The organism is Psychromonas sp. KJ10-5 (genome assembly GCF_055808325.1).
In genome coordinates this window covers 367,414-381,969 of record NZ_CM147864.1, presented here as the reverse complement: position 1 = coordinate 381,969, position 14,556 = coordinate 367,414, and the positions used below count along the sequence as shown (strand labels likewise).

Sequence of the window (14,556 nt, the reverse complement as noted above, 5' to 3'; positions counted from 1 at the left end):
GCAGACACCCAGATATAGTAACTAGAGTGCGAACTTATAACCCACGCCGTAAATTGATTGAATACAATCGACCTCGGCATCGACATTTTGTATTTTACGACGAAGGTTCTTAATATGACTATCAATGGTTCTATCTGTTACTACCCGATTATCAGAATAGATTTGCGACATTAATTGTTCACGGCTAAACACTTGATCTTTGTGTTGATGAAAATGAGCAAGAAGGCGAAACTCAGCGCGAGTTAAGCTTACCTCTTGCCCTTTCACCAATACTTGCATCGTTGACTCATTGATACTTAAAATTTGCTCAAAGGCTTTTTTATCGTCGCTAGCACGCCTTAGTATATTCTTTACTCGTACAACCACTTCTCGAGGGCTATAAGGCTTACAAATATAGTCGTCAGCACCTAGCTCTAAACCAATAAGGCGATCTATCTCATCCACTCGTGCCGTTGCCATCACGACAGGAACATCACTAAAGGCTCGTAATTCACGATAGATATCTAAACCATTTTTACCCGGTAACATAAGATCTAATATCAACAGATCAATAGCATTGTTTTTTAACCACTCAATGGCCTGACTACCGTCATTAATTACATCGGTCACAAAGCCCGATAAACTGAGATACTCGCTTAGCACTTGTGCTAAGGACTCTTCATCTTCCACAATTAAAATTCGTTGTGACATAACACTTCCTCTAAAAAATTAATGAGATGCGATAGGTAAATGAATGGTGATTGCTAAGCCACCTAACTCCGAATGACTTGCCAACATTTTGCCATGGTGTGCTTTAACAATTGTTTGGCAAATAGATAATCCTAAGCCTGAACCACCACTTAAACGACTTCGCGATTCATCAACCCTAAATAAACGTTCAAATAGTTTAGGTAATGCAGCATCTGGTACACCAGGTGCACTATCTTCAATACGAATTTGCATGATCTTTTTATCTTGAGTAACTTGTACATTTAAAATGCCAGGACCATCGGTGTAACGTAAACTGTTCTCGAATAAATTAGAAAACAATTGGGTCAAGGCTTTGCTGTCTCCTGTGATGACATTAACAGCACTTTCTTGAAAATAATGTTGTAGCTGAATTTTTTTCTCTTGAAAACGCAATTGATATTGTAAGCAATTATTTTCTATTAATTTCTTAATATTGACTGATTCGCTTAAGTCAAATTGCATTCCTGCATCGGATAAAGACAACTGATAGAGATCGTTAACCAGTTTATTTAAGTTCTGCACCTGGTAATGCAAAGAGTCAATATATTTAGGCTCTGGTTTACGAATGCCATCTTGTAACGCTTCGATCTCACTTTTTAAAACAGAAATAGGTGTACGCAACTCATGTGAAATATCAGCTAACCACTGCTCTCTTGTTTCTTTTTGCACCAATAAACTTTGGCTCAACTCATTAAAACGCATCGATAATGCAGCTAATTCATCTTCACCATCTATCTCTATTTGAGTTTGATAATCCCCTTCCTGTATTGAGCTTGTTGCATCTTCCAAACGCTTCAAAGGCGTTAATAAATGACGCACTAACAACCATGAAAGCACAAAGGAGATCAATGTCACCCACAATACAATCCACATTAAGTTGTACTTTTGCTGTTGATGAAAACTGCTCTCTAAAGCACCCGGGGTAATGTCACGCTTCTTGGTCGCTACCCAGCCTACTATTTTTTGATTGTACTTAATCGGTACTTTAATTAATTCATCATCACCGATGGCAATATTCTTGTTCCACAATGGAGTCCAATTGGTATCAAACACAGTAATACGTTTCAATAAACGACTAACATATCTAGATCGTGATTTTTGAGGTTCATGCTCCCCTTCAGAAGGCCGAGCAAAGATACGCCCAAGAATAAACTCTGCGACTTCAGGGGTTAATTCATCCCAGCCTTTATCTTCAGAATAATAGGATGATAGATTTTCAGACACTAAACGCAGCTTGCGCTCTTCGCCATGGTTTAAATAGCGTTGTAAACCCTGTTGGAAACTATCATCGATTAGGCCAGCAATACCCACCACCATCAAAGAACTGATCAGTAGCATAGAAAACAGAATTTTTTTAAACAAAGTAAGACGCATCAAGCACCCTTAAACAGTAAAAGTAAACAAAGCAAAAGATGGGCATAATTTATAGCCGGACCTACATAATATCATTTTTATAGCTATAACAGAAAAGCGTATCAACGCGGCCATTATTTTTGTCTATTACAGAGTTTAATTATCTGTAAAAGTTCTCATTTTCCCATAGTAAACTCAGTGGCTTCAAAAAATGGGCAAAAAAAAACCATCAAGCACATGACTTAATGGTTTTATGCGATGCAAAATAGTAATGCATCAAATAACGTTGTTTAGTGTATTAGATGTTATCTACAGCAGCATTCAAGGTTTTACTTGGGCGCATTGCAGCAGTTACTTTAGCTGGGTCAGTATGGAAATAACCACCTAAATCAACTTTTACTCCCTGTGCATCATTTAGCTCTTGTACAATCACCGCTTCATTACTTAGTAGTGACTCAGCTAATGGTTTGAATTGTGCCTGTAGTTCAAGATCTTTGGTTTGTGCCGCTAGTGCTTCAGCCCAGTACATAGCTAAGTAGAAATGGCTACCACGGTTATCTAACTCACCTACTTTACGAGAAGGAGATTTATCTTCTTTTAAGAATTTACCGTTAGCTACATGTAACGCTTCCGCTAATACTACTGCTTTTTCATTACCTGTTTTAGCTGCGATATCTTCAATAGATACTGCTAATGCTAAGAATTCACCTAGTGAATCCCAGCGTAAATGGTTTTCTTCAACAAATTGTTGAACATGCTTAGGCGCTGAACCACCAGCACCTGTCTCAAATAAACCACCACCAACAAGAAGTGGTACAATTGACAGCATTTTTGCACTTGTACCCAACTCTAAGATAGGGAATAAATCTGTTAAGTAATCACGTAATACGTTGCCTGTTACAGAGATAGTATTTTTACCCTCTTTAACACGTTGTAATGTGTATTTACATGCATCTACAGGCGCTAGGATTTGAATATCTAGACCTGTTGTATCGTGTTCTTTCAAGTAAGTATTTACTTTCTCGATTAAGTTTTTATCGTGTGCACGTTTTTCATCTAACCAGAAGATAGCTGGTTGGCCTGTTGCTTGCGCACGACTAACTGCTAGACGTACCCAGTCACGAATTGGAATATCTTTCGCTTGACACATACGCCAGATATCACCTTTCTCAACATCATGAGACATCAATACATTACCAGCTGAATCACTCACTTTTACAGTACCAGCTTCGGTGATTTGGAATGTTTTATCATGTGAACCGTATTCTTCAGCTTTTTGCGCCATTAGACCAACGTTAGATACGTTACCCATTGTTGCAGGATCAAACGCACCATTTTCACGACAGAACTTAATTGTTTCGTCGTAGATACCTGCGTAACAACGATCCGGAATCAATGCTTTAGTATCTTCAAGTTTGCCTTCTGCATTCCACATTTGACCGCTAGAACGAACCATAGCAGGCATAGAAGCATCAATAATCACATCACTTGGTACGTGTAAGTTTGTGATACCTTTGTCTGAATCTACCATTGCTAGACTTGGACGTGTTGTGTAAACCGCTTGAATATCAGCTTCAATTTCTGCTTTTTGATCTGCAGGTAAAGTAGCAATTTTAGCGTACACATCACCAAGACCATTACGCTCATCAACGCCTAACTCTTTAAATAAGTCTGCATACTTAGTAAATACATCTTTAAAGTAAACGGTTACTGCGTGGCCAAACATAATTGGGTCAGATACTTTCATCATCGTCGCTTTAAGGTGTAGCGATAACATGATGTTGTTGTCTTTTGCTTCTGTCATTTGTTGCTCAAAGAAAGCACGTAATGCTGAAGCGCTCATACGAGATGAGTCAATAACTTCGTCTTTTAATACTGGCGTTGATGCTTTTAATACTGACGTTTCGCCAGCCGCATTAGTGAATTCAATTTTCACATCATCATCTTGTTGCAGTACAACTGACTGTTCTGAGCTGTAAAAATCACCTTCTGACATGTTAGCAACATGTGATTTAGACTCTGAAGACCATTTCCCCATACGATGTGGGTTGTCTTGTGCATATTGTTTTACTGCATCAGCAACACGACGGTCTGAGTTACCTTCACGTAATACAGGGTTTACTGCACTACCTAACACTTTTGCGTAACGCGCTTGTGTGTCTTTCTCTTCGTCTGTTGTAGCTACTTCAGGGTAAGCTGGTAAATCAAAACCATGCTCTTGTAGTTCTTTAATCGCCGCTTGTAACTGAGGAATCGATGCACTTACATTCGGTAATTTAATAATATTTGCTTCAGGTGTTTTAGCTAACTCACCTAATTCTGCTAATGCATCAGCTTGTTGTTGTTCTGCTGGCAGTTTATCCGAGAAGTTAGCAATGATTCGACCAGCTAAAGAGATGTCACGTGTTTCTACAACAATGTTTGCTGCTTTAGTGAAGGCATTAACAATCGGTAATAGAGAGTGAGTTGCAAGCGCAGGTGCTTCATCTGTTTGTGTATAGATGATCTTTGCTGATTTATCTGTCATTTTATTTCCTTTAACAAAAATTTATGAAGTGAATTAATTGCGTTAAAAATGTTATCAATTTGTTACACAAAATAATTAAGCCGATATCATATCGAAAAAAACAAAATTATCTAGTTTAGTGCTCTTATCTCAAAGGCTTAAATGTGACCTCGATCACCATTCATGCACTGTATATGTTACAAACAAGTAACAAAACAACTGAAAACATGATTATTCGACACCCTTAAACATACCATTTAATCACTGCACTGCGTGAATTTTTTATTCTGATATACTTAACCTTTTTCAACTGTGTTAAGGAACATAAGTGACTCAAGCTCCCATCAATAAAAAAAGTAACAATAACAAAACAGGTGAAAATAAACGTAAACGCCAAACCAAAAAGCCAACTCACTTCAATGTAAAAAAAGCGGCGCATAAAACCTTTGTTCCTAAAAAAGTAATGCCTAAATCGATGCAAAAGATTGTCTTGTTTAACAAGCCATTTGATGTATTGAGCCAGTTTACCGATGAAGGCAACCCTGATAGCATCCGTGAAACATTAAAAGACTATATTGATATTCCTAATATATATGCAGCGGGACGCTTAGATAGAGACAGTGAAGGCCTACTAGTACTAACCAATGACGGCCAATTACAAGCTGAGATCACTCAACCCGGTAAGAAAACAGCAAAAATATACTGGGTACAAGTAGAAGGTCGACCTACTGAAGCTGATTTAGATAAGCTACGTAAAGGAGTGACCTTAAAAGATGGATTAACTTTACCAGCTAAAGCAAAAATAATGGATAACCCTGAAATTTGGGAGCGTTACCCGCCGATCCGCGAACGTGCTAATATTCCAACAACTTGGTTAAGCATTACCATTATGGAAGGACGTAATCGTCAGGTACGTAGAATGACTGCTAACATTGGCTTCCCTACGTTACGACTTATTCGCTATGCTATCGGCGATTGGACAATTAAAGACTTAGATAACGGCACTTACAAAGTACTGTAATCGTCTACAGAGACCTATAAATAGCCGCTTTGGGCTTATTTATAGGTGCTCGCATAATGTACAGTTAAAAATAGTTTAAGCTGCGAAACCCATATTCGGCAAAGCGATGACTTAGTGCAGATAACTGCGCTGTATTGTTAAAATGCTTTGTATAAAAAGCTTGATGTGAATGTTCCTCTGCACAACTAACCTTAGGCTCTTGATCCTCACCTAATAACTGCTTCACTCTTAAGGCAATCGCCTCACCCGAGTCTACTAACTTGATCGGCATTTCAAAGCATTTTTGTATTTCAGCTTTTAATAGTGGGAAGTGAGTACAACCCAACACTAGCGTATCTGGCATAGTGACTTGTTGATTTAACCAAGGGGCTAAAATAGTTAAAAACTCATTTTGATCAAGCTCTTTCCCCATTAACTTGTCTTCCGCTAGTTTAACTAACTGAGTCGAACCAATACTTAACACGGTTTTACCTGCGGCAAATTGTGTAATTAATTGCTGTGTATAATCACGGGCGATAGTTCCTGGCGTAGCAAGCAAACCAATCACATTATTACGAGTCACTGCACTCGCAGGTTTAATGGCTGGTACTACCCCTACAATTGGGATAGTAAAATGTTGGCGTAACGCCTTTAAAGCAACAGTACTGGCAGAGTTACAAGCAATAACAATCAGATCAGCTGGGTATTGCCCTAAAAAATCAGTTAATAATTGAGTAAGACGCGCGACTAATTGAGTTTGCTTTAACTCGCCGTAGGGAAAGTACGCATTATCAAAAAGGTACTGACATTGAATACTTGGATTGATTTTAATTATCTGCTCATAAACAGATAAACCACCGACACCAGAATCAAATATAAGTACACGTTTTACAGACATTAATCAGCTTCCTAGAGAAAAAAACTATTTTATACCAATTATATTAAATAACTGACCTAAATTTTATGTAGTGAGAATGATTTAATTAAAAGAGAAGATTGAACCTTTCAAAAATGAACATCACGAATAGCCTCTCGGAGAACTAACGAAAAGAGGCTCATTCTTTAATGATTGTTGCCTTTAGGAAACTCGCAACCAACAAATAAGTTATTTTTAACATGTAAAATCCCCCATTAATGAATGTGTTGATGCTCCCCTTAATCAGATAAATCAACAAATAAAATGATATAACCTAGCCAAGTACAAGCACCTGCTTTAGAATGCCCATCCATTTATATGTTATTGAAAGAATAGCGCCAAAAAAGCAATAGAATACAGAGGTAGAAATGAGCATAGAATTTGTTGATCCGGATAATTATGAATCACAATTAGACGCTAAAAAAGCACAATTTAATCGCCTTTTTTCAACCTTTGAATTACCTGAATTAGAATGCTTTGCTTCGCCAAAAACCCATTATCGTATGCGCAGTCAGTTCCGTGTCTGGCATGAAGATATGGATCTGTATTTCTACATGACAGATCAAGAGACACGCCAACGTATTCGTGTCGACCAATTCCCGCCTGCAAGCGAGCTAATCAATCAATTAATGCCTAGACTAGTTGAAGAGCTTAAAGTCTCTCCTATTCTTCGTTATAAGCTGTTCCAAGCGAACTTCTTATCCAGTATGAGTGGCGAAATCATGGTTAGTTTTCTCTACCATAAAATTCTGGATGACGAATGGTTAACCGCAATCAAAGCACTCAAAGAACGTTTATCGGGTGAATTTAAGATTAATTTCATTGGCCGCGCGCGTAAGCAAAAACTGATTGTTGACCACGATTACGTCATTGAAAAGCTTCAGGTTGATGGCCAAGAGTTAATCTATCAACAAGTTGAGAATAGCTTTACCCAACCAAACGGCAAAATATCTGAAAAGATGTTGGATTGGGCCATTGAATGTACACGTAATAGCAAAGGTGATTTGTTAGAGTTATATTGTGGTAACGGCAACTTTTCTTTAGCTTTAGCTAAAAACTTCGACCGCGTTTTAGCCACTGAAATATCAACACCTTCGGTGAACTCAGCACAATACAACATCGCAGCGAATAACATCGACAATGTCACGATCGTGCGGATGTCTGCCGAGGAATTTACGCAAGCCATTAACGGAGTGCGTGAATTTAATCGTTTAAAAGAGAAGAATATTGATTTATCAAGTTACCAATGTAACACCATTTTTGTTGATCCCCCTCGTGCTGGATTAGATGATGAGACGGTGAAGATGGTGCAAACCTATGACAATATTATGTACATAAGCTGTAATCCTGAAACCTTAAAAGCGAATTTAGAAGTCTTTACACAAACGCATGATATCAAGCGTTTCTCTTTATTTGATCAGTTCCCTTATACACATCACACAGAAGCTGGTGTGTACTTAGTTAAACGAAAAGATTAAACAATACTAACTGAATGAACATGTAAAAGGGCTGAATAGATGATCTATTCAGCCCTTTTTAGTCATCCCCATTATATTAAATAAATGTAATGGATAGTAAGCCTGACATGAACTGACTTAAGTTAACTGCTCATTAAAGAAGTCGATACTTCTTTTCCACGCTAATTCAGCCATGGTCGGTACATAACGTGCTGTCGAATCATTATGGAAGCCATGATTAGCTTTTTCATACATAAACATCTCATAATCTACGCCATACTTTTTCAAGTCAGCTTCATACTCAGGCCAGAATGCATTAACCCTTTTATCTAACTCAGCAAGTTGAATAACTAGCGGTGCTTTAATATTTTTTCTTAATTCAGCAGAAGCCGGTGTACCGTAGAAAGGAACGCCTGCATCTAGGGTTTCAGGTACTTTTGCGGCTAACATATTTACAATATAACCACCAAAACAGAAACCTACTGCTCCTAGTTTACCAGTACTTAATGGATGTGTTTTTAGAAAGCTAGCAGCAGCAATAAAATCTTGTTCAATTTTCTCTTTATCAAGCGACTTTTGCATCACTTTACCTTCATCATCATTACCTGGGTAACCGCCTAATGAATATAAAGCATCCGGAGCAAAGGCAATAAAGCCAGCTTTAGCTAAACGACGAGCAACATCTTTAATATAAGGATTTAAACCACGATTTTCATGAATAACTAAAACGACGGGTAGCTTGCCATTAACAGTTTTTGGTGTAACAAAGTAACCTTGTCCTTCACCATGTCCATCAGGTGATGCAAACTTTTCATAGGTTGCAGTAATATCATCATCATTAAAAGACACTTGCTCTGCTAATGCATAATTAGGTGTTAATGCTGTCGATAAAGCAGCCAAGGTAACACCGGCACCAGCAATGCCAGCTAAACGTCTTAAAAAAGTCCGTCTATCAATATCACCATGTGCATATTCGTCATACCAATCAAAGGCTTCTTGAGGAATTTGCACCGTACTTTGTTCTTCTGTTCCTGATTTTAATTCCGTAGATTTAGTCATATTAACACTCTCATTATTTAAAATTTATTAGAAATAAAGAAACGATCGTTCAAAACATAACTATTTTTTGAGCAAGTGTAAATTAATTAATAACCATTATATTAATAAGGAAATAGAGTAACACAGAGGAATATTTTAGCTTTTACAATGAAAATACTAGGCAAGTATGGCGCTTAATTAAGCGCCTTAATATAAGAACCTATCACTGTCACGTCATAAGATGACTGGATTTCAGCTAAGGCTGCTGCAATATGCTTATCTTCTTGGTGGCCATCAATATCAATGAAAAAGTGATAATTGCCTATTTGAGAACGAGTTGGACGAGACATTATTGAGGTTAAATTTACTTTCTGTAATGCAAAGGCGCTCACAATATTACCCAGCACACCAGGACAGTCTTGTTTGTTATTAACCACCAATGTCGTTTTATATTGTTTATCTGCAATACGTGCCTGAGGTGTTTCGGAGAGCACTAAAAATCGAGTTTGATTATTCGCATAATTAGTCACATCATTATTGATGATATTAGCATCTTCAGCATGAGAAAGTGCATGTTGAGGAATAATCGCCCCTGCCTTATTGCCGTGCTTTTTTGCCAACACTAAAGATTCAATATTACTTTGAGTGTTATGAATTTTGACACCCTCTAAGCCATTAATAAACTCAGCACACTGTCCATGTGCAACAAACTGCACATAAAGGTCTGTAAGCTCAGACATATCCTTACAAAAACCAACAAAAGAAAACTGAATAGGAAGTAATAATTCAGAAATAACCGATAGCTTAGTATCTAACAGTTGATCTAATACCACTTGAACATAACCTTCCGATAAATTTTCAATAGGTAAAACACCTAACTGACACTCTTTACCAACAGCTTGGAAAGTTTGAGTCAAGGTACCATAGTATTTGATATCAGTGGCTTGTACTGATTGTTTCGCTTGTATCGCTTGAATATATCGCTTCGTAGCTAAATCTGAAAATGTATCTTTAGGGCCAAGCGTTGCAATAGTGAGCATAAAATACCGAGAGTAATAGAAAAGGGAAAGATGGTACCGATTATATTAAATAAGTGATAAGTATGACATAAAAAAGGTGAGCTAGTTGCTCACCTTTAATTGATTAATTAAAAGTCCATATTGGTTTTTAATTTTTTCAACGCGTTGGCTTCTAATTGGCGCACACGTTCAGCGGAAATACCATAACGGTCTGCTAAATCATGTAATGTCGCTTTAGGTTCGCTTAACCAGCGTGAACTTAAGATGTCTTGGCTACGTGTATCTAATGTCGATAACGCAGAGTACAACTTGTTCTTAGTATGAGACTCAGTATTTTCCTGCTCGATCTGAGTTTCAACACTTGCTGTTTTATCTTCAAGAAAATGCATCGGCGCGAAGTTATTATCGTCATCATCGTTAACACTTAAATCAAATGAATGATCCTGTGCATTTAAACGAGATTCCATTTCCAGTACATCTTTTGTACTTACATTTAACTCTTCAGCTACCGCTTCAACTTCTTCTTGCTTAAACCAACCTAAACGCTTTTTAGACTTACGCAGGTTAAAGAATAATTTGCGTTGTGCTTTTGTCGTGGCAATTTTAACCACACGCCAATTACGAATAACGTATTCATGAATTTCAGCTTTTATCCAGTGCACAGCAAAAGATACAAGACGCACGCCCACAGTTGGGTCAAAGCGTTTAACTGCTTTCATTAAGCCTACATTACCTTCCTGAATGAGATCCGCTTGTGCTAAACCGTAACCGGCATAACTTTTAGCAATGTATGCAACAAAACGAAGATGTGACATAACTAGCTTTTTAGCGGCTTCTAAATCACCTTGGTAAAATAGACGTTCTGCTAACTCTTGCTCTTCTTCAGCACTGAGCTTAGAAAATGAATTAACAGATTGAACATAGGCTCCAATACTTCCTTGAGGAACGAGACTCATCGAATTTATTGTTTCACTCATGATTCACCTTTGAATACTTTAAGTTTTGGTAATAAACGTTTCTTTACAGAAAACAATTCATTATACAGTAGCATTATAAAAAGAAAAATCTTTTAAATACCTAAAAAAGTTAGCTAGCTATCAAAAAATTTAAATAACACTTATCAGCTATTTTTCGCTTAACATGACGTGATAGCCAATATTGCGCTAACACATGATGCTGAAATAGATCTCTAAAGTGTAAAGAGTTAATTCGCATAATTTGACCATCAAATAAGTCAAAAGTTGCATAAGCAATCAATCTTCCATCTAGACGAATTGCTAATATTTCCTTACATTCAGCAATTAGATCTACTAATTTTGTCTCTTTTTGAACCGCCATCTGTTCTTGAATTAACGCTTGAAAAGTAGGTGAAGAGACTGGTAACAATTTAATATCAACAACTTTCATAAAACACCCATGCTCCATGTCCACAATGAAATGATGTGAACTCGATCACATATTACAGGCAAAACAAAAGAGATCAAGCAGATCTCTTGTTGATGAATATCAATTAAGTTTGTGACAATTTCAATTAAGTTTGTGACATTAATAAAGTTTGTGACAAATTCTATTTTATAGAACGATATTAGAAAGTGCCTCTTTCTGGTAGTTTTATTAGTATTAAATTACTATCTCTACTAAGTTAGCTTCGAAAGCAAACTAGCTAACGCCCCCAAAGCGAGATAGAAAACTGACTTGACGCTTAAACTCTTGTTAGCCATTAATTTGTGCGAGTAGCAATGACTTTTATACCCAATGCCACCATTGCTCCACCTAAAACACGATCAATCCAATGACCATACTTTTTAAAGCGAAGGTTAATTGCAGGTCTTGATAATATTCCGACTAATAAGGAAAACCAAGCAAATTGAATTACCATAATCCATGCACCGTAGATAGCTATTTGGTAAACGGGCATGTCTGGAGATAAAACAACTGTAAATAATGAAACAAAGTATATTGGAGCTTTAGGATTTAAAGCATTACATAGAAAACCGACACCGATACTTTTCTTCGCCGAATATTTTGTAGGAGCGCTTATAGTCGATTCAGTTATATTCGCTGGTTTCGCTTTAAGACCTTTAATGCCAAGGTAAATAAGATAACCGCCACCTAAAATCTTAATTGCCCAAAGCGCACTTGATGAATTAGCAATTACAGTTGCCAAACCAAATGCAGAATATGTTATATGGATAGAAAGCCCTAATGCGATTCCAATACTACACATTAAACCAGCTTTTTTTCCATTAGATAATGTTTGCTGTGAAACTAGGACAAAATCAGGTCCAGGAGAGGCAGCAGCAAGCAAATGAATTGATGAGATTAATATTAAGCCTTGTATAAGTTCCATTTAAATACCTCAATTAAAATTATAATAATGGCTAACGCCGCGCTAAGCGGACTAAAACAGTGGGTTATAATGTGAAGCGAAGCGAAACTTAACCCACTGTTTTAGTTCCGTTTTAAGCGCCTTGTTAGATTTTATTACCAAAATGTAGGATGAAGGTTACTTGTAACAATCTTATCCCCTAGCTTTTCTAAATTACATTTTTGGCACAGTAACTGTAAATTACTGGAATCATTAACCCCACCAAGATTTAGAGGGACCATATGATCAATAGCTAATTTTCCACCTGTATGATAAATGGAACTTAAGTCCGTTTTACAAATTGCACATAACCCTTTCTCTCTACAAAATAAGGCTCGCTCTAACCATTTAGGCCAGTAGGTAACTCGTTTAACAACTCCATCTTTTTTAAGAATTTTAGGTTCATCGGCTAACTTTAACATTGTTATATCTTCCGCTATTGCTTTATTGAACTCGATAAGAAAACAGCGATCAGAAAATAGTAAGTTGAATACTTCAGTTTGAATTAGTGGAGTTAGCTGCTTCGAAGCCTCTTCTAATAAATACTCAGTATGGTATTCAAATAAATCAGTTTCATCTTCAATCCAAGGAATACCGACACTGACATAATATTGTTCAGCGGTTTTTAAAGGTAACTTATATTCTTCACACCACCCTATAATTTCGTCACCAGCACATTCATCAGCCCCAGCATCCATAAGGAAAAAATAGAAATATTGATTTATATAGTGGGCTATATAGTCGTGTAAAAGAGATACCTTAACTGGTTTTAACACCTGCACGTCAAAATTTGATGCTATATCTACAGGTGAGTCGCAGTAACCATCAAAAACTGCGGCTCTGATTTCATCTGCAAGCTTGTAGCTTGCACAAAATTTAAAATCATGATGTCTGGGAAACAAGTGATGCTCCAAAGTTACGAGAAAATCTAACGAGACTGTAGAATTACTCTATTTTCGAGAAAGCACAGCTATTATTGAAATGTATTAACCAAATAAAACAACAAGTTAAAAATTACAATTTCTTATAAATTTACAAAAAACGAGTTATTCTACAACCTCAACACCCGCTTAAGCGGATTAAGATAGTTGGCTAAAATTGTGGAGCGAAGCGGAACGTAGTCAACTGTTTTAGTTCCGTTTAAAGCTCTTGTTATATTGCTTTGCGGTACTGTTCAGTAATTGCTAAGACCCTGTCAGGCAACTCTCTTTTAGATAAATATTCATCTGAGGTTAAATCTAGTATTGATCTTGTAAGGCCCGCTAATCCCCACATTGGTAGCTCATATTCTTGCTCCTGATTCTCTTGAGCCTCATCTTCTTCCATTCTGTCCAAAATAGGTAAACATTTATTTACCTTCTCTTCAAAATCTTGAATATTTGGAGAGTACTGTCGAAGCTCTGTAAGCAGGCTTGGAATTTCATCATCTTCATAAGTTCGATCACTAAAGTGCTTGTTCATGAGAGAAAGGAAACTATCTGCATTTATTTCGATATCTTTTTCAATTACCAACTTCTCTTGATAATCAATCTTCATATTCTTTATGTCATCAAATTGTTCATCAGCAAGCTCGATGAGAGCACTAAGCCTATTAAGTTTTCTTTTAAACTGATTTGGAACGTCATCGTTCCTCTTATAAAGTAATTTATGACTTATTGCTGCCCATGTATGCATAAGCATCGTCCTTACCTGAATCTCAACTTTCAAATCATCTAAGCCCCTATAATTTGGAGCTCCAAGCCATTCTTTCTTAATAGTTACAATATAGTGGTTAGATGTATATCCGAACTGGTCTACTTGTAACTCTTCGAATTTGTTTGAAACTGACGAAATATCAAATTGTTCATGAATAATATTGTCAATTTTAACTAGGTCTTCTTTGTAGTAACATATGACCCTTACTCCGGCTATATCCTCAATTTCTAAAAATGGGTCTGCAACCTCTTTTCTTGTCACTTTTTCAAGGAATGATTTTTGTTCTTTGACTCGAAACTCAACATCAAAAGAAGAAATCTTAGACTCAGAAAGAAATTGTTTCATAGCTAAAGATGTATTTTCAGCAAGTCGGTTATATTTAGGTTTTAGATCAATAAATTGAGTTTTAAAATTGGTCACGGGCTCCCCTCGATTGCAATATAACGCCCCAATAACCGGCAGCTGGAACGTAGCG

General features: G+C 36.9%; 13 protein-coding genes. 2 read left to right on the top strand and 11 right to left on the bottom strand.

Going from position 1 to position 14,556, the window contains the following annotated elements; all coding sequences use genetic code 11:
- Nucleotides 1-21: 21 nt before the first annotated feature.
- The 3 genes from AC0L3W_RS01880 to AC0L3W_RS01870 all read right to left on the bottom strand — a co-directional run bounded on the left by AC0L3W_RS01880 (nucleotide 22) and on the right by AC0L3W_RS01870 (nucleotide 4,609).
- A complete protein-coding gene (locus AC0L3W_RS01880; protein WP_290038706.1) occupies nucleotides 22-690 on the bottom strand; it encodes a response regulator in 669 nt (222 codons plus the stop codon).
- 18 nt (nucleotides 691-708) lie between these two features.
- Complete coding sequence (locus AC0L3W_RS01875; protein ID WP_290038707.1) at nucleotides 709-2,103, bottom strand: ATP-binding protein; 1,395 nt, start codon at nucleotides 2,101-2,103, stop codon at nucleotides 709-711.
- Between the two features lie 277 nt (nucleotides 2,104-2,380).
- On the bottom strand, nucleotides 2,381-4,609 hold the full coding sequence (locus tag AC0L3W_RS01870) for an NADP-dependent isocitrate dehydrogenase (RefSeq protein ID WP_290038708.1): 2,229 nt from the start codon (nucleotides 4,607-4,609) through the stop codon (nucleotides 2,381-2,383).
- A 307-nt stretch (nucleotides 4,610-4,916) separates the two neighbouring features.
- On the opposite strand from AC0L3W_RS01870, the gene AC0L3W_RS01865 reads away from it, so the two are divergent.
- Entirely contained in the window at nucleotides 4,917-5,609 is a 693-nt protein-coding gene (locus tag AC0L3W_RS01865; protein WP_290038709.1) for a pseudouridine synthase, read from the top strand.
- A 64-nt stretch (nucleotides 5,610-5,673) separates the two neighbouring features.
- On the opposite strand, the gene murI is transcribed toward AC0L3W_RS01865, so the two are convergent.
- On the bottom strand, nucleotides 5,674-6,486 hold the full coding sequence (murI, locus tag AC0L3W_RS01860; RefSeq protein ID WP_409439807.1) for a glutamate racemase: 813 nt from the start codon (nucleotides 6,484-6,486) through the stop codon (nucleotides 5,674-5,676).
- Nucleotides 6,487-6,872: 386 nt separating this feature from the next.
- Here murI and trmA point away from each other — a divergent pair, with 386 nt between their 5' ends.
- Nucleotides 6,873-7,982 carry a tRNA (uridine(54)-C5)-methyltransferase TrmA gene (gene trmA / locus AC0L3W_RS01855; protein WP_409439808.1) on the top strand — a complete coding sequence of 370 codons (1,110 nt, stop codon included), beginning with the start codon at nucleotides 6,873-6,875 and terminating at the stop codon, nucleotides 7,980-7,982.
- A 117-nt stretch (nucleotides 7,983-8,099) separates the two neighbouring features.
- On the opposite strand, the gene AC0L3W_RS01850 is transcribed toward trmA, so the two are convergent.
- The 7 genes from AC0L3W_RS01850 to AC0L3W_RS01820 all read right to left on the bottom strand — a co-directional run bounded on the left by AC0L3W_RS01850 (nucleotide 8,100) and on the right by AC0L3W_RS01820 (nucleotide 14,501).
- The gene (locus AC0L3W_RS01850) at nucleotides 8,100-9,020 is read right to left on the bottom strand and encodes a dienelactone hydrolase family protein (protein ID WP_290038712.1); all 921 of its coding nucleotides are present in this window, start codon (nucleotides 9,018-9,020) and stop codon (nucleotides 8,100-8,102) included.
- Nucleotides 9,021-9,193: 173 nt separating this feature from the next.
- Complete coding sequence (locus AC0L3W_RS01845; RefSeq protein WP_290038713.1) at nucleotides 9,194-10,039, bottom strand: prephenate dehydratase; 846 nt, start codon at nucleotides 10,037-10,039, stop codon at nucleotides 9,194-9,196.
- A 107-nt stretch (nucleotides 10,040-10,146) separates the two neighbouring features.
- Nucleotides 10,147-10,995, bottom strand: a complete 849-nt coding sequence (gene rpoH, locus AC0L3W_RS01840; protein WP_290038714.1) for an RNA polymerase sigma factor RpoH — start codon at nucleotides 10,993-10,995, stop codon at nucleotides 10,147-10,149.
- A 109-nt stretch (nucleotides 10,996-11,104) separates the two neighbouring features.
- Entirely contained in the window at nucleotides 11,105-11,425 is a 321-nt protein-coding gene (locus tag AC0L3W_RS01835) for a hypothetical protein (protein WP_290038716.1), read from the bottom strand.
- A 313-nt stretch (nucleotides 11,426-11,738) separates the two neighbouring features.
- Nucleotides 11,739-12,368 (bottom strand): LysE family translocator, encoded by a 630-nt coding sequence (locus tag AC0L3W_RS01830; RefSeq protein WP_290038720.1) that lies wholly within the window; start codon nucleotides 12,366-12,368, stop codon nucleotides 11,739-11,741.
- A 134-nt stretch (nucleotides 12,369-12,502) separates the two neighbouring features.
- Nucleotides 12,503-13,288 carry an HNH endonuclease gene (locus AC0L3W_RS01825; RefSeq protein WP_409439809.1) on the bottom strand — a complete coding sequence of 262 codons (786 nt, stop codon included), beginning with the start codon at nucleotides 13,286-13,288 and terminating at the stop codon, nucleotides 12,503-12,505.
- A 250-nt stretch (nucleotides 13,289-13,538) separates the two neighbouring features.
- Nucleotides 13,539-14,501, bottom strand: coding sequence for a GTP pyrophosphokinase (locus AC0L3W_RS01820; RefSeq protein ID WP_409439810.1), 963 nt, complete (start codon nucleotides 14,499-14,501; stop codon nucleotides 13,539-13,541).
- Nucleotides 14,502-14,556 lie beyond the last annotated feature (55 nt).